This is a genomic window from Streptomyces sp. NPDC056734 (assembly GCF_042790455.1).
Taxonomy (GTDB): Bacteria; Actinomycetota; Actinomycetes; order Streptomycetales; family Streptomycetaceae; genus Streptomyces.
In genome coordinates this window covers 460,045-475,934 of sequence record NZ_JBHTZD010000001.1, presented here as the reverse complement: position 1 = coordinate 475,934, position 15,890 = coordinate 460,045, and the positions used below count along the sequence as shown (strand labels likewise).

The window sequence follows — 15,890 nt, the reverse complement described above, 5'->3', positions numbered from 1 at the left end:
TCGACCACCTCGCCCCAGAACAGCGCCGCCGCTTCCGTCAGGCCGTGACCGTTGTTCGTCCACGGCCTGCGTACCGGAGGACACTCCCGCGTCGGCCTCTGCGAAGCGCGCGGGTGCGCAGAATCTGGCATCGGTCAGATGGGGAGTTCCTGTGATTCCCGAGCGAGTAACGCCGGTGCCAGGCGTCGTCGCTCACGGCGTCGGGTAGTGCGGCAGGAGCAGCCTCAACTACCAGATCTGCGAGTTCCGTCCCGGTCATCGTTCGTCCGGCAGCCCCGGTCACCGTCTCCCACACGGTCGGCGGGACATCGTCGATCCCTGGAGTCCGTGGCTCGATCTTGGCCCTATCGGGAAGCTCGGAGGTGGCGCCCTCGCGAATGTCGTGTGTGACGACATGCGCAGCGAACTCCCGCGTGGCCTTGGCGTGTTCCTCTCTGAGCTTCGTGGCCTCGCTGATCTCGTCCGCGTCCAAGCACCGGGTTGTTCCGCAGCCGAGAGGTGCCCCGGACCGGGTTCAGCCGTTCCTCCAGCCATGCGACTTTGTCACCCGCTACGCGGCGTCACCGATCACCGGTTCTGACACATCTCAACGAGCGGGCACGCATGTTGGAGAAGGTGCGGGAAGTGGTCGGTGGCCGGTTGTCACCGGCCTTCCGGTAGCGCCATGACCGGTGGGGCGGCACGGGCGGATGGGGCGTGTGCGCCTGGTGTGTCTCATTGCGCTGTCGGTGCGCCAATGGCTCGCACGTGGTCGGGCTGGTGATAGTGGTCGAGGAACGAGGTATTCCCCTTGCCCGCCTTTACCTTTGAGCCGGAGGCCCTTGATGGTGTCACAGTGGTTCTATCCCGATGATCTCAAGGACGATCTCCAGGGCATCGCGCTGCCGCCGGAGCGGCGCGCTGAGGCCCTGGCCTGCGCCTGGGAGTACAACAGGTGCGTGGTTCCGCAGTTCACCAACTGGGAGCGGTACATCGCTCTGGCGCGGTTGTGCGAGATCGCCATCGTCGCCGAGGTCTTCGGCGACCACGTGGATGTCCTGAGTGACGGGCCCCTCCTTGGACATGATGTGGACGCGCTCCTGGACATCCTCTTCGGACAGGGTCCGATACGCGAGGAGATGGCCCGGGAGTACCGGTGCTGCCTGCTGATGATGACCGAGAAGTCGACCGGGCGCCGCGACACCCCCTTGATCCGCCGCTACATCGAGGCGCTGGCAAGCTCGCCGCAGGCCTGGTTCCGGCTTCGTGACTGCGACGGCCTGTCACGCTTCTACATAGCCGCCGCCATCGCCTGCAACGATGAGGATGCCTGGCTCAGCGAGGAGGAGAACCAGCTGCTCGCTGAGATCGGCGTGGTCCTGTACGACGCCGTCGCGTTCCACAAGCACCGCGCCGAGGGTGAGATCCACAACACCTACGCCTATGCGGGGGCGGAAGAACGCACCTACGCCTACAGCACCTACCGTGAAGTGCTGTGGGCCCTGGACACTCACTGGTCGCGCTCCGCTGCCGGGCGCTCCGCGGTCAACTTCGTGCGCCTGGTCGGGGGACCGATCCACCAGATGATGCGCCGGTATCGCTTCGTTGAGGACGATCTGATGGTGGGCAGACCGGAGACCGGCGACGTGGTGAGCGAGACCCGGAACAACGTCAAGCTCTGGTACCGCCTGGACGCGGATCCGGCCCCGGCGGACGACAAGGCACGCTTCGAGGCCGTGATGGCGCAGGCGGACCGGGTTCTGCTTCCCGGTATGGCCGAGCTGCTCGAGCGCCCTGAGCGGGACCGGTGCCCCGACTGCCGGTACCGCGACTCGTACGGAGCCGAGGCAGCCGGTAAGTTCGGCGGGGTGGAGCTGTGCTCCGCTTGCCGCACACGGTGGCACGACCATCTGCATTCCTTCCCCGAGCGCGCCTCACACGCCTACCGGGCTCCCACACGGTCATGAGGACCGCATCCCGAGCCGCTGCCGGACAGCACGCAGGTCCGCTTCGGTGGTGCGGCTTGCGAACGTCGGTCGGCGGGCGAAGCTGAGCGCACCGCGATAGGCGCGGCCTGCCGGTCTGGACTGGAGTGGGCTCCTGCCAGGAACGCGTGGCTGTAGCCGGCCCGGTGGCGGGGGGCCCAAGGGGATACGGGCCCCCCGGGCCGTACGCCGCCCTTGTGCGATGGGCACTCCTCGCCATGTCCGTGGGTGTGTTCTGCATCCAGTTCGACTGGTTCGGACTGAAATTCGCCCTGCCGCGGATCGGCCGCGACCTGCACGTGGGCGGAGGGGGTCTCCCGTGGGTGGTCACTGCCTGACGCCTGAACAGCAGGCGTTTCGCGAGCGGTCCGGCTGGAGGCCGCGGAGCCATTCGCCGCTTCTGCCTCCGGCACCGAGGACTTGCGGGTGACTCTGCGCTCGGTCCAGCGATGGCGCCGGAGGTTGCAGGACTCCGGCGCTGAAGGGCTGCGGTCATCGGGGCCGGTGTCCCTGCCGAGGCTGAGCGACAGGTTGTTCGCGGTACTGGAACAGGAACAGGAACTGGCCAAGGGGCCGGCCGCGTACGGCTGGCCGGACCGCACCTGGACGCTGTCCCGGATCAAGACGCTGATGGACCGCCATTTCCACAGGAGCTTCACGCTCTCGGGCATCGCCCAGATGCTGCGGCGCAACACCTGGGAACCCGCAGACAGAAGCACCGCGGCGGCACTCGTGGCCTGGCTCGTCTTCGTGGACGAGTCCGGATTCCCACGGAGAATCCCGGCGGCGTGGCCAGCGAGAAACAGCGGGCGTACTTCCCGGGCCAGGAAAATCGCACGCACGCGTGAGTTCAGGCCGCCCTGATCAAGGACGTGCTGCGCGCAGGACGGTCATGTCGTGGGAGGCGGCTGCTGCCCCGCCGTCGAGGACTGTCGTGCCCAGAACCCCTCAAGTCCTTCCCTCACGGTGCGGACGTCCAGCTCGGTGCCCACCCGTTCGAATCGGTACAGCTCCGGCACCTTGTACTTCGCCGATATCACCGGGCCGGCCAGGCAGTACTCCTCACCGAAGTTGGTGCTGCCGCAGGCGATGACTCCGCGCAGCAGTGCGCGGTTGGCCTCGATGTCCAGGAAACGGATGACCTGTTTGGGGACCGCGTCCGAGCGCTCGTCGCTCCCGTAGGTCGGGACGATCAGCACGTACGGCACGGTCATCTGCGGCATGCCCTCGAGCTGCGGGTGTATGGGGATGCGTGTGGCGGGCAGGTCCAGCTTCTCCACGAAATGTTTGGTGTTCTCCGAGATGCTGGAGAAATATACGAGACCGCTCATCGGTCACCGCTCCTCTTGCTCGTTCCAGTGTCCGTCCGGGGGCCGGGAGGGGAGGAGCGGCGCGGCGCGCACGGCAGGCCGGTGGAGGCGGCGGAGGAACGGCACGCCTGACCCGGGTTCGTGCGGCTGCCACGTGGCCCTCCTTCAGGGCTTCGGAGCGCGTACGCCGCCGTTCGGCGTACGGAACGGTGGCAGGTCTTCGGACTCGCGGGGATGTCCTCAGGCCTCCCGGCGGGCGTCTGCCGGCTGTCGCCGCCCAGGCCCTGTCCACCAGGGTCCGTGCGTGTGACAGCACTCGTTTCCGCTCACCGCTTCAGGGCGGTCCCGGACTCGCACCCGGCTCCCCCCCTTGATTCGCCGGGCACACAGGTGCCTGGCGATCCACCGACACGATGAACCATACATTTGATTAGCTCTGCTTCAGAGATAGTTTCGGGTAAAGCTTAGGTTTACCTAAGTTTCGAGTGGGTGTTCGAGGGTGGGGGTCTTCGGGACCTCGGATTCGACTCGCTGAGCCGTTTTCGACCGAGGCGGCGGTGAAGTTCATGTCGCGGTGGCCGGCGTTCCGGGCCGATGGTGACCACGATCAGTGGTCGACGGGCAGCATGGGGTCGACGGCCCTGAACGTGGCACAGCGGTGCAGACACTGCTGCGGCAGGTGCTTTCCTTCGTGTTGCGCCGGTACTCGGCACAGTGCACTGCCTGCCACGGGTACGGCACTGCGTCCGCTACCTGCTGGGCAACCGCCCTGGCCTCGGAGAGCTTCGCCCGCTACCTCCGCATCCCCGCAACCGCCCGCATGACCCAGACCCGGATCACCGACGCCGTCTGCCACATCTACACCCAGCCGGGTGTCCAGTTCGTCCTCATCGACGAGATGCACAGTCCGAACAGCACATACCCGACCCCCCTCCCCCTTCACGCCCTGTACCTCCACCAGCGCACCGCGGGCCGCACCGGAAACCTCACAGGACCAACCACCGCCCCGAACACCAACAAGCCCCCTGCGAGCGTCAGTCCGCCCCTCACAGCGGCTGCTCGATGTGGTCCGGGTCGTAGGTGATCGCCGCCTCGGCCTGGGTGTCGAACAGGTCCAGCAGGCCGCTCAGCGGTTCGGTGGGCTGGTCCTGGCTCCAGAGTTCGACGGCCATCTCACCGTGGTACAGCATGGGCCAGCGTACGAAGTGCCGCGGGTCCTCGGGGTCGGAGAGGGCCCGGGAGCGTCGTACGGTGTCCTTGGCTACCTCGATCATCAGGTCCGTGCCGCAGCCGAATCCGTACGGGAAACGTTCGCGGTCCGCCGGGACCGTCTCGATGCGTGAGGGATCCGCGGCGCTGACGCCGACGTGGGCGTGGAGTCCGGCGCGGATCGCCGGTACCTCGTGGGTGCCGTGCGGGTCCCAGGCCCAGGCGCCGTCCGTGTCCTGGCGGACCCGGACCGTGGGAACCGCCTCCAGCAGCGCGCACACCTCCCACGCCTCCACCGACGGGCCCTTGGGACTGGCCGACTCAGGAGCCAGTACACGCAGACGCCCGTCATCGAGACGGTGGTCGACGACCGTCACGTCATCGCGGCACAGGACACGTTTGTCCACCTCCCAGCTTCCCGACGCGGTGACCACCAGGGCGCCCAGGCCCGGATCGAAGGCGAAGAGCATCCCCTCGCTGAACGCCTTCATCCCGAGATATCGCTCGTAGACGGCCGCCAGCCGCGGCGAGACGTAGTGCGTCAGGCGGTGCGGCGCGGGGAGCAGCCGCAGTTCGCCCATCCGACGGCCGGCCGTCGCGAGCGCCTCGGGCACCGAGGTGTTCTCCCACTGCGCGGCGGTGATGGCGCCGGTCTGGACGTCGTAGCGGCCGGCGACCTCGCGCGTGCAGGCGGCGGCGATCAGGCGGTCGCAGATGCCCTGGGCGATGTTCTCTGTCTCCGAGGGATGGCCGCCCTCCATCGTGCACAGGGTCGCCTCGGTCACTTCGCCCGACGCCGCGTCGACGGTCACGACCAGAACCTTGGGAGCCCCGAGACGCGCCATCAGGACCCGTCCCGTGTGGACGGCCTCGGTGTGGCTCATCGTGCTCATCCGCTCGGGCACCTCGACCACGGCGACCGAGTGCGCGATGTTTCCCAGTGAGCCGCGTGCGCGCCGCATCCTCAGCAGCAGAGGCGTCGCCGCCTCTTCGACCCGCTCGCTCAGTGGGGCGCTGCCCTCCCGTACGCGGACGACGGCCAGTGCCACATCGGTTGCCGATGCCGCCGCGTGCCGCACACGATGCCCGCCGCGCTCAAACGTCGCCTCCAGTGACTCCAGGAACGCGGACAACGCGCTACTGGGCGGGTCGTTCTCGACGAACCAGATGGCTCGGGGGCGCCACCAGTCGAGGTGCTCCAGCCCGGTCCGCCGGGGTGAGCTGCTCAGGGGTGGCCGCTTTGACGGCACCGCGTCTGCCGGTACTGACTCCTGTCGCGTCACGAGAACCTCCTTGAGGTAGCGCAATCGGCCCGCGGGTGCGAGACGGACGCGACGAGGAGCCGCCCTTGTGTGACTCGCCCGCCTCGCCGTCACCACCGACGGCCGACGGTCTGCTTGGCGAGGCGCTGATAGCCGGCGAGGAGCTGCGCGCAGCCCCTGTCGGTTGCGAACTGGGCGGCGGCCGTGCGGGCTTGGCCGGTGACCTTCCCGTCGTCGGCGAGCGCCGCGCGCAGGGCTCCGAACAGGGCGTCGGCGTCACCGGGCGGGAAGAGGTAGGCATGGTGACCTGCGGAAAGGGTGTCGCTGATGCCTCCGCTGGATGGGGTGACCACCGGGACTCCGGACGCCATTGCCTCGACGACCGTACGGCCGAAGGTCTCGTACGGCGAGCCGGTGCAGAACGCGTGGCAGGAGGCGTACAGGGCGCTGCGGTCCGTGCCGTGGACAAAGCCAAGGAGGTGGACACGGGGTGAGGCTGCGGCCAGTTTCCTGATCTGGGTGGTGATGTCGCGCGGGCCGTCGCCGGCGATGAACAGGGAGAGGTCCTCGTTGCCGGGTAGGGCGCTGAGCCTGAGGAAGGCGCCGATGACCAGGTCCAGCCGTTTCTCCCGGGCGAGACGGCCCAGGTAGAGCACGCGTTTGCCGCGGCCGTCGTAGTGCGGTGCCAGTCTGGCGAGGACGGCGGGGTCGGCCCGGTCCGCGCCGAAGTCCTCGATGTCGACACCGACGAACGGGACGTGCTCGGTCGGTACGTCACTGAGCCCGCTCAGCGTCGCCGCGGCGTGCGGGGTCGCGCAGAGGGCGGCGTCGAAGTGACGGTACACATGGCGCATGACCGGCCGGAACACCGGCGTGCGCAGATGGCGCCAGAGCGGGTAGCTGTCGGCGAAGTTGAAGTAGTCGCTCTGGTACTGGGCCACGTACGGCACGCCGCGCCGCCGGGCGTGGGCATGTCCCGGCATCCCCCACGAGGCGAACATGAACGAGCGTTCGGGATCGGTGACGACCACCAGGTCCGGCGCGATCTGTTCCAGCGCGGTGTCGATCTGCGCGAGGGCCGCCCGGCGCGGAACGCGCAGTACCGGATACGGCAGCCAGGGCTTGGATGCGTAGGGGAACAGTTCCAGGCCGTGCGGGACCGCCGCCGCGGGCGGCGTGGCTCCGTTGGCGGAATCGGGGACCAGCAGGCACAGACGTACATCCGGACGGGCCGCGAACCAGCGGGCGCGTTCCGCGTTCCCCAGTGCCACGCCGCTGACCTCAGGTGGAAAACTTGCGGTGATCCAGACGACCGTCAGGGGCTTGGGCTGTGCATGTGCGAGCAAGATTTCGACCTGCCCTTCGGTCTCGGGACATTCATGATCCAACGGACAGTGCCGGACCACAATCCATGACCGGTACATGTGATCGATGTCGCCGAGCCGATGTGGACCCCACCTCAAATGGCGAGTTCACAGCTTAAGTTGGGGGTTGTTGATTGGTTCGTGGGAGATCCTCGACAGGGGGACGGATCGGCTGCGAGGCGATCGAAGGTGACCTCGGGGAGCCCGGAAGGCACCTTGCGGCGCTCTGGCATCCGGGGTAATTTCTGTTCGCGTCTTTCGTATCGCAACCCGTGTGACCGTTCCTCCACCGGGGGGTGTGACGAACCAGCCACAGAGACGTCGACGAAACCGGCTCCCAGACCACGCTCGTCTAGGACAACCTCAACCAGGCCCGCGAGATCACCGACCCGCTGGGCAGCACGACCGCCCTCGGCTACGACGCCAACGGCAACCTCACCACCCTCACCGACGCCCGCGGCAACACCACCGCCTGGGCCTACGACGACGCCGACCGCCCGACATCGGCCACCGACCCGTTCGGCGCGCAGGCCCTCTTCGAGTACGACCCCGCCGGATCCCTGACCCGGGCGACGAACCGGTCAGGCGCCTCGGCGACCGCCGAGTACGACCTGCTCGGATGCCCCACGACCACCCAGTACGGCGTCGACGCCGCAGGCCAGGCCGAATCCACCGTCGCCTACGACTACTACGCCAACGACCTCCTCAAGGAGATCACCGACAGCCAGGCCGGTAGTCAGACCTTCGCCTACGACACCTACACCCGGCTGACCTCCACCACCGGCCCGAGCGGCACCGTCGGCTACGGCTACGACGCCGCGGACCGCACCACCTCGATGACCGCAGCCAGAACCACCACCACCTACGGCTACGACCCCTCGGACATCCTCACCTACGTGACGTCCGGCGGGCAGGAGGTCACGTTCGGCCTGGATCCGGCCGGCCGGGAGACAACCGCCACCCTGCCCGGCGGCATCACCCGCACCACCGACGTCATCGAATCGATCTCCTACGCCCGAGACGCCCAGGCGATCGGCGACTCACCTACACCCGCGACGAACGCACCCTCCAGACCGGGCTCACCGGAACCCTCGCCGGTGTCGCGCTGCCAGCCGCCGAGAGCGGCACACAGTTCGGCGACGACAACCGCATCACCAGCTACGACGGCCGCACCTTCGCCTACGACGCCGACGGCCAGCTCACCAGCGACGGCATACGCACCCACACCTGGAACGCCCGCAGTGAACTCATTGGCCTGACCAGGGGAACGGACACCTCGTCCTTCGGCTACGCCCCGCTCGGCGACCGGTGGTCGAAGACCATCGACGGCACGACCAGCCGCTACCTGACCGACGCCTCGAACCCTCTGGTCGAGCAGGACAGTTCGGGCACGACATCGGCGATGGTGGCCCTGGCACGGGACTCGGCGCCAGAGCCGGCGCACGGGCCACGAACTGCAACAGTTTCACCGCCGACAACCCCGTCGTGATGGCCGGCGGCACCCGCAAACCCATCCAGGACGTCCAGGTCGGCGACACCGTACTCGCCACCGGCCCCGAAACCGGCCGCCCCCGCAAAGTCACCGCCCTGATCACAGGTAGCGGCGGCGAACATCTGGTCGATATCACCGTCGACACCAACGGCGCCAGCAAGGCCGGAACCTCCACGATCACCGCCACCGACGGCCACCCCTTCTGGGTCCCCGATCTGTACCGATGGACCGACGCAGGCGACCTCACAGCCGGGCAGTGGTTACAGACCAGCGCTGGCGCCTGGGTCCAGATCACCGCCGTCGACCACCGCACCATCTCAACCACGGTCCGAAACTTCACCGTCGACGACCTGCACACCTACTACGTCAGGGCCGGCGGTCAGGACCTCCTCACTCACATCTCCACCTGCCTCCTCGGCACCAAGAGGCACCGGACGGGCAGCAGCGAAGAGTACGGCTTCGTTGGCGTCGGGAGGTGGAACTGGACCCGCAACAAGCGGTTCATCGATGACGCGCTGGCAAGCGGCAGGGAGATCCGTCTGGTGACCGACCCCGCCGCGCTGAGATACGAGAAGGGCAACGTCTTCGCGAAGGAGCTGAGGTCTCTCCAGGGCAAGGGCTACGGATGGCGCAAGGAAGGCAGCTACTGGGTAGTAGTCCCTGTCAGGTAGACCCACCAGAAACTGAGCGCAGGAGCGTCGTGTCGTGTCCGCATCCAAGTCCTTCTTCGATGAAGTCCGCACTGCCTTCGCCGCCACGGCAGCCGAACTGGAACTCACCGGGCCCGAGGAAAGCAACCAGATCATGCCGCATTCCATCTACCGTGGCTCCGGCGTCGAGTACCGGGTCGGACTCGACTTCGAGAGTGGTGGCTATGTGGAAATCACTGCCAAGATCGAAATGGACTCTGTCCGGCTGAGGGCAGAAGTCGAGCCCCTGGCCATCGCAGCCGGCATCGTGGAGAAGCGCGGGGGTGTCTCCTCCAGCGCCCGGAATCAGAAGCAGATGAGGAAGTCCCTTGTGGGACAGGTCGACTATCTCCGGCGGGTGCATCCCTTCCTCGCCGACCCCGCCACCGCCGAGGACGTCATGCGACGGGCCGGGGCCCGCGAGACGGAGAAGAGGAAACCGTGATCCGGCACCGCGACAGGACCATCACCCGGATCCGCGAACACACCGCCGACGGCATCTACGCCAACTAAACCGCCATCGTCCACTTCGCGGCCGACCTCCCCTACCCATCGCCCCGGGCACGCTCGTGGCTCTCCGTCGAGGATCTGCCGCCCGGTATCGGGCGCGCCGGCGAGGAGGAACTGTGAGCACCGAACCCAGAGCATCGTGGCGTACGACGCCGGCCCCCGCGACACCGAGGGCTGGAAGCTCCACGACGACGGCACCTGCGTACACGGCTACCGTTACACGATCCATGACGGCCAGGGTTGTGACGGGCACTGCGGTCCGCTCCCTCCGTCGGACCCGACCGAGGAGAACCCGCCGCCGGACGTGATAGGCGCGGCCGGTAGGCGCCGGCGGCGCAGGGCCGGGGGCCCGGGTCGCCGTGGCCTGGCGGGCACGCTCGGCGCGGGCCTGCTCTCAATCGGCGCCAGCCGGTCGTCGGTGACCGGCTCTGGCTCGGGGACCGGAGGCTCAAGCCCGAGCGTTGCGGCGTTGTGTCGCTCCGCCGCCTGAGCGATACAGAGCCAGGCTCATGGTATGCGGCGGCGGTGGAGCCGCTCACGCGTGCGGTGGCGGAGGTCGTCCTCGGCATTGTCTGCGGGTGACGGCCTGCTCGGCTGGGTGCGCAGTTCGGTGCCGTACCGGTCCGTCTGTTTGTGGATCTCGTCCGGGCTGGGCGCTGCCGGCCAGACGGAGAGGAGGTAGTCCTCGGCGGATTCGGCGGGGACGCCGTCTGGAGTGGTGTCGCGGCCGCGGGCGTGTATCCGGATGCGGTAGGTTCCCGGTCCCTGCGGCGTCAGGAGGGGGAGATCCGGCGCATCTGCCATGACACTGGTGACGCGCAGGGTGCCGGTTGGCGTTTCCACGCTGTGGTCGATGATCTCGTCCCATGCGTCGGCATCCACGCGTGGGGGTGGCTGCCGACGGACCTGGACGCTGACGTTTACCCAGCCCGTGCTGATGCCGGTGCAGATGACGGCCTGGCCGGGTAGTGAGAACACCAGCCCGTTCGAGGTGTCGAACCCGGTGCGGGAGCGTGTGTCGGAGCCGGTCAGTTCGAACGTGTGGTGGTCCACGTGGACCGGGCTGGAGGCCGTGGCGGGCGCTGACTCCGTCATGCGGCCATGCTAGTGCCGCATCAGGCAACATCGCCCTGTCGACGACGGCGCGTAGGCTCCGATCGTCGGCGTGGCCGTTTCTCCAGATGATGTAGCGGCGGATCATGCTGCCCCGCCCTTTGTGGGTGGCATGTTCGGTTGTCGAGGGTGAAGTAGCGCAGGGGGGTGAACTGGGCCTCGATCCGGTTCAGCCAGGAGCTGTTGGTAGTCAGGTGCGGGGAAGTTGTCACTGACGATCGCGATCCGGACCGCGAGTGGGTAGAGGCTGCGCAGGTAGCGGCAGAACTCCAGGAACTGGGTGCGCCTCCTGGCCGGCTTGATGTGGCCGTAGAGCCTGTCTTTGCCCAGGTCCAGGGCAGCGAACGGATGTCGCACTCCGTCGTAGCGGCTGTAGGTCGCCCGCGCCTGCGGCGTGGTTCGCGGTCGGGGTCCTTGTGCTTGCCTCCGTATGCGGTCCGCTGCCGGCCCGGGTGCGGCATCAGATTGGCGGGAACGAACTCGTCCACGCAGAAGATGACTCCGGGGTTCGCCGTCCTCGGGTATGACCTCGTTGTCGGCGATCGCGTTGAGGTGTTTGACGCGGGCCTTACTGGTGGCGTAATCGGGGTCGCGGGAGGTCTTCCAGGTCTTTGTGCGTTGAAAGGGGATGCCTGCCCTCGCGGAGCAGGATGTGCCGTCCGCCCCTGTGCTTCAGGTATAGCGAGTCGAAGCCGTCGGTGTTGAAGTCGTGGGGCACGTCCCGAACACGGTCGTCGCTGGTGACCTACACCTCGGCGATCCCGGCCACCGTCATGCCCGGCGCGGACAGCAGCACCATCTGAGCCCGCCGTCAGGTCACCACCGACCCGGCCGCCCCTGCGGATGATCCGCGGCAGCCAGGGCCCTCGTCGTCATCGATTTCACGGACCTGCACTCGTATCGCCACCCGGCAGCCTGGCGGGACGGCGCTCGCCGCACCAGGAGGCGTTTTCGGCTGGTCAGCCTGCTGTCGGGCTCCGCAGAACCTACGCTCGTATGAACCCGTGGCTCCGTTCCGCTTTCGCCACGTGCAGCGTGTAGCTCTGGTACCACTCGGCTTGCCCACGCTTTTGCGCTGCGCGGTGCTCGGCGTTGGTCCGCCACTGTGTGAGGGCGTCAGCGTCCCGGAAGTACCCGACGGTAATGCCCAGCCCGCCAGGAGTCTGCGCGTGGTCCATCCCCAGGAACCCAGGGACGTCCTTCACCAACTCTTCCATACGGGCGTTGGTCTGGCTGTAGCCGTTCTGTTCCGGTGATCGTTCATGGCGTCACCGTAGGGCGGGACGTGCCCAACGATTCAGCGTCTTTCCTGATCGGGATACATGAGGGATCGGGTTCCTGACCCGGCTCACAGAACGGTGCAGGGGGGCGGGGGCACCAGGGCGAACGTTCTCTGATGCGGTACTGGGTGCACCTAGTGACGACGATCCACACGTAGAACTCGTCTTTGTGTTCGTTGAGTTGGCCCCTTCGAGAGTGAGACCGCGGACTACGATTCCGTACCCGGTCCGTATCAACTCCGTCGGCCCGGTCCCCGAACGCCTTCCCGCCGCTCGCGGATCACCGTGTGATAGTCGTCGTACCAGGGGGTGGCGGCAGCCACACGGACCACCTCGCGTGCCCGCCGGTAGTGGCCCCGGTCACGGTGTGCCACCTCCAGCACAGCCCACATGCCCAGGACGGGAAGCAGCCAGCGTATCCAGGAGGCCGGGACGAGAGCGGCCACCACCACGCCGATACCTCCGGCCAGGCTGATGGCGATACCCAGTCCCCACATGTAGACCCGGGGCCCCAGCTCCTTCACCTCATCGGCGTCGGTGTCGGCGTCAGGTGCTTCGTCCTCGGGCAGCCTGTAGAGCCAGATGATCCTTCCGAGCGGTACGGCCACCACCGCCGCGAACAGCGGCAGATAGGCCACCGAGGCAAAGGCCACGGCCCTGGCGTCCTCCGCCGGAATCACCCACACCACGACCGCGCAGGCGACAGCGATCACGGCGTGCGTCCAGGGCTGGATGACCTGTCGCGCCGCGAGGGTGCCCTCGGCCTCGGCGAGTCCCCTGATCTCAGCGGTGTATCTCTTGCGTCGCTTCACTTCTCGTGCCCCCCTTCTTCAGCTGTTTGCCGGACTGTCGGCTGGCTGCGCGCAGCAGCAGCAGGTGCCCGGTCCCACCTGTTGTCGTTCTTGGTTCCCGACGAGCACGGTGATGTTCTGGTTCCGTGGATTCGCCTGGGAGTGGATGGTTTTCTCCGGAGACGTCATGTGCTCGTGGATGTCCGTACGCCGGCTCTGGCCGAGGTCAGCGTCGATCATCAGGTCTAACGCCTGGGCCAGTCTGCCAGACCCTCCACGCCGCACTCGCCCGCTCCTGCGTCGCCGCGCTCTGACCGAAGGGCCGCCCATCAAGGTGTCGGGACGACCGTGGGGTTCGTGGCCATTGACCCGCGGACGGACGAGGACGTTCTGACTGGAGGTGGCCGTGGCCGACCGCGAGTGCGGCGAGCCATTCCCAGGTCTCACGGTGGGCGACGGGTTCGGCGGAGGCGACGCCGGCCGCTTTGAGGAGCAGGACGTCGTGGACGACTTTCGGGTCACCGGGCGGCTGCCGGATGCGGGGGCTGCGGGGCGGGCGGGGCCTGCGCGGAGGGGTCCGTGTCGTGGTGCCCGGCCTCGATCGGGTTCTGTCGGGGCGGGTGCGTTGTCCGGTTGGGGGAATGCTCGGCGGCTCAGCTCCTGCTTCTCGGCGGTCTGTCGCTCCGCCGCTTCTGCGATGGCCGGGTCCAGTCGGTGCGGCGGTGTCTGCTGGTGGGCGGTGAGGGCGTGGCAGGGGCTGTCCGGGGCGGTGTCCCGGGTGCGCATCGGCCGGGTGGGCACGGCCGCGGGCGCCGGATGGGTGTGGCTCGGCCCGGGCATCGGTAGGGAGGCGGGCGGCCAGAGGGGGAAGGCCCGGACGCCCGAGGCGTCCGGGCCGGTGGTGCCCTGGTCGTCAATACCAGTACCAGCGCCGGGCTGGCTTGTTGGTGACGAAGGCGTCAGGGGAATCCCAGTGGCGTTCGTCGTGGTGCAGCAGGTAGCCGGGCCCTGGGCCTGATGCGGGCAGACCACCACCGTCAACGCCTTTGCCGCTGGTGGCACGGACAGGCGCGAATGAATGGCAACCGGTGTTCTGGCACCCAGTGAAGCCCACGGGGGGCTACCCCCACCCAGCAGCCTCCCGACTGCCGGATGGGCGCCGCGTACTCCGTCAACCACTCTTGTTTCATGGCTACTTACCGCAAGCCCACGGCCCTGACTCTCTCGGTCGCCGCCGCCATCACCACCCTCACCGGAGTCGCCGCTGCGACCCCCTCACCGTCCGCCGCCCCCGCCGAGGCGTCCATCCCGGCCCTCGACTGGAGGGACTGCGCCAAACCCGACGGCCCGCCCACGCAGCAGTGCGCCACGCTGGAGGTGCCGCTGGACTACAGCGACCCGGGCGGCGAGACAGTCTCCCTCGCGGTGTCGCGGGTACGGAGCGCGGACCCGGGCCAGCGGCGCGGCACGCTCCTTGTCGTCCCCGGCGGGCCCGGTGCCTCCGGGGTGCAGCGGCTGGAGCAGAAAGCGGAAGTTCTGCGGGAGCAGGTGGGTGACGCGTACGACCTGGTGGGCTTCGATCCGCGCGGGACCGGCAGCAGTACCAGGGCGGCGTGCGGGCTGCCGGCCGAGGATCTGTATCTGACGTCCCTGCGGTCCTGGCCCGACGCGGACGGCGGCATCGAGGGCAGTACGGAGCGGTCCCGGCGCATCGCCGAACTGTGCGCCCGTAACGGCGGTGCCGTGCTGCGCAGTATGAGCAGTGTGAACGAGGCGCGGGACATCGACCGGCTGCGGCAGGCGCTGGGCGAGCGCAAGCTGTCGATCTGGTCGACCTCGTACGGAACGTACGTCACGGCGGTCTACGCGCAGAAGTTCCCGCAGCACACCGATCGTGTGGTGATGGACAGCGTTCAGGACCCCGATCCGCACCTGGTGGGCCGGGGCTGGCTGGCGAACACCTCCCGTGCCGTGGAAGACAGGTTCCCCGACTTCGCGAACTGGGCGGCGGACCCGGCGCGGGAGAGCAGCGGGCTGCGGCTCGGGCAACGGCCCGAGGACGTACGAACCCTGGTCGTCGACCTCATGGCGGCGCTGGACCGAGAGCCGAAGGACACCACCCACCCGATCCTGAAGCTGACCGGCAACGGCCTGCGCCAGTCGCTGCTCGACGCGCTCTACGACGACAAACGGTTCACCGACCTCGCGAAGCTGGTCAAGGCCGCGCAGGACCCGGACGGCGTACCGGTGCTCGGGCCCGCGCTGACGCACTTGCTGGAGGACGCTGACGCGGCCGTGTCGATCGCCGTCGTCTGCAACGACGTACGCTGGCCGGAGCCGGGGTCCTCGGCCGGGTACGAACAGGCAGTCGCTGTCGACCGGGCGCTCTACCCGCTGACCGGCGGTATGCCGAAGAACATCACGCCGTGCACCTTCTGGCAGAACGACCAGCGGGAGAAGCCCACCCGGATCACCTCGGACGGGCCCTCCAACATCCTGCTGATCCAGAACCGCCGGGACCCCGCGACGCCGCACTTCGCCGCATCGGAGATGCGCAGGGCCCTGGGTGACCGGGCCAGGATGGTCACCGTCGAGCGCGGTGGGCACGGGGTGTATTTGGGGACGGGCAACGCCTGCGGGGACCGGGCGGTGACGACGTTCCTCACGACGGGCGAGCGGCCGACGGGAGACGTCTCCTGCTCCTCCTAGCCGGCGCACTCCCCGGGCGGGCAGGGCCGCGAGGGCGGGAATCACGATCGAGGTCACGAACAGGGCGGGGTAACCACCCGGATGCGTCACCATCGGTGAGGCCATGAACGGGGGCCAGGGACAGCGCGACACCGCTGGAGAGGAGGAAGATCCCCATGTCCTTGCCGATGGCCTCCGTGCGCGGGCGGACCAGGGTC

General features: G+C 68.2%; 12 protein-coding genes, 3 pseudogenes and 1 riboswitch. Of the genes and pseudogenes, 7 read left to right on the top strand and 8 right to left on the bottom strand.

The window, feature by feature from the left end; genetic code table 11:
* Nucleotides 1–37: 37 nt before the first annotated feature.
* On the bottom strand, nucleotides 38–472 hold the full coding sequence (locus ACFRFC_RS01850; protein ID WP_382680074.1) for a hypothetical protein: 435 nt from the start codon (nucleotides 470–472) through the stop codon (nucleotides 38–40).
* A 352-nt stretch (nucleotides 473–824) separates the two neighbouring features.
* On the opposite strand from ACFRFC_RS01850, the gene ACFRFC_RS01845 reads away from it, so the two are divergent.
* Nucleotides 825–1,946: a hypothetical protein gene (locus ACFRFC_RS01845; protein ID WP_382680072.1), complete on the top strand. Its 1,122-nt coding sequence runs from the start codon at nucleotides 825–827 to the stop codon at nucleotides 1,944–1,946.
* Nucleotides 1,947–2,390: 444 nt separating this feature from the next.
* Entirely contained in the window at nucleotides 2,391–2,828 is a 438-nt protein-coding gene (locus ACFRFC_RS01840) for a transposase (protein ID WP_382680070.1), read from the top strand.
* A 26-nt stretch (nucleotides 2,829–2,854) separates the two neighbouring features.
* Here ACFRFC_RS01840 and nrdI read toward each other — a convergent pair whose 3' ends face one another.
* The 3 genes from nrdI to ACFRFC_RS01825 form a co-directional block, all read right to left on the bottom strand.
* Complete coding sequence (gene nrdI / locus ACFRFC_RS01835) at nucleotides 2,855–3,295, bottom strand: class Ib ribonucleoside-diphosphate reductase assembly flavoprotein NrdI (protein WP_382680068.1); 441 nt, start codon at nucleotides 3,293–3,295, stop codon at nucleotides 2,855–2,857.
* A gap of 172 nt (nucleotides 3,296–3,467) precedes the next feature.
* A riboswitch (cobalamin riboswitch) is annotated at nucleotides 3,468–3,699 on the bottom strand.
* Nucleotides 3,700–4,320: 621 nt separating this feature from the next.
* Nucleotides 4,321–5,766, bottom strand: a complete 1,446-nt coding sequence (locus tag ACFRFC_RS01830) for a hypothetical protein (protein WP_382680066.1) — start codon at nucleotides 5,764–5,766, stop codon at nucleotides 4,321–4,323.
* 89 nt (nucleotides 5,767–5,855) lie between these two features.
* Nucleotides 5,856–7,016 (bottom strand): glycosyltransferase, encoded by a 1,161-nt coding sequence (locus tag ACFRFC_RS01825; RefSeq protein ID WP_382680064.1) that lies wholly within the window; start codon nucleotides 7,014–7,016, stop codon nucleotides 5,856–5,858.
* A 467-nt stretch (nucleotides 7,017–7,483) separates the two neighbouring features.
* Between ACFRFC_RS01825 and ACFRFC_RS01820 the strand changes: the two are divergent.
* From ACFRFC_RS01820 to ACFRFC_RS01805, 4 genes and pseudogenes are all read left to right on the top strand, one after another.
* Nucleotides 7,484–7,624 (top strand): annotated as a pseudogene (locus ACFRFC_RS01820) (RHS repeat domain-containing protein); the annotation flags it as partial.
* Between the two features lie 45 nt (nucleotides 7,625–7,669).
* On the top strand, nucleotides 7,670–8,368 hold the full coding sequence (locus ACFRFC_RS01815; RefSeq protein ID WP_382680172.1) for a hypothetical protein: 699 nt from the start codon (nucleotides 7,670–7,672) through the stop codon (nucleotides 8,366–8,368).
* A gap of 229 nt (nucleotides 8,369–8,597) precedes the next feature.
* Complete coding sequence (locus ACFRFC_RS01810) at nucleotides 8,598–9,272, top strand: polymorphic toxin-type HINT domain-containing protein (protein WP_382680062.1); 675 nt, start codon at nucleotides 8,598–8,600, stop codon at nucleotides 9,270–9,272.
* A gap of 34 nt (nucleotides 9,273–9,306) precedes the next feature.
* Nucleotides 9,307–9,735, top strand: a complete 429-nt coding sequence (locus ACFRFC_RS01805; protein WP_382680060.1) for a hypothetical protein — start codon at nucleotides 9,307–9,309, stop codon at nucleotides 9,733–9,735.
* A 572-nt stretch (nucleotides 9,736–10,307) separates the two neighbouring features.
* Here ACFRFC_RS01805 and ACFRFC_RS01800 read toward each other — a convergent pair.
* The 4 genes and pseudogenes from ACFRFC_RS01800 to ACFRFC_RS01785 all read right to left on the bottom strand — a co-directional run bounded on the left by ACFRFC_RS01800 (nucleotide 10,308) and on the right by ACFRFC_RS01785 (nucleotide 13,005).
* Nucleotides 10,308–10,895, bottom strand: coding sequence for a hypothetical protein (locus ACFRFC_RS01800; RefSeq protein ID WP_382680176.1), 588 nt, complete (start codon nucleotides 10,893–10,895; stop codon nucleotides 10,308–10,310).
* Nucleotides 10,896–10,926: 31 nt separating this feature from the next.
* A pseudogene (locus ACFRFC_RS01795) lies at nucleotides 10,927–11,820 on the bottom strand (IS630 family transposase); the annotation flags it as partial.
* Nucleotides 11,821–11,899: 79 nt separating this feature from the next.
* Nucleotides 11,900–12,172: pseudogene (locus ACFRFC_RS01790) on the bottom strand (antibiotic biosynthesis monooxygenase family protein); the annotation flags it as partial.
* Nucleotides 12,173–12,426: 254 nt separating this feature from the next.
* On the bottom strand, nucleotides 12,427–13,005 hold the full coding sequence (locus ACFRFC_RS01785) for a hypothetical protein (RefSeq protein ID WP_382680058.1): 579 nt from the start codon (nucleotides 13,003–13,005) through the stop codon (nucleotides 12,427–12,429).
* A gap of 1,167 nt (nucleotides 13,006–14,172) precedes the next feature.
* Here ACFRFC_RS01785 and ACFRFC_RS01780 point away from each other — a divergent pair.
* The gene (locus ACFRFC_RS01780) at nucleotides 14,173–15,693 is read left to right on the top strand and encodes an alpha/beta hydrolase (RefSeq protein ID WP_382680056.1); all 1,521 of its coding nucleotides are present in this window, start codon (nucleotides 14,173–14,175) and stop codon (nucleotides 15,691–15,693) included.
* Nucleotides 15,694–15,890: the final 197 nt, after the last annotated feature.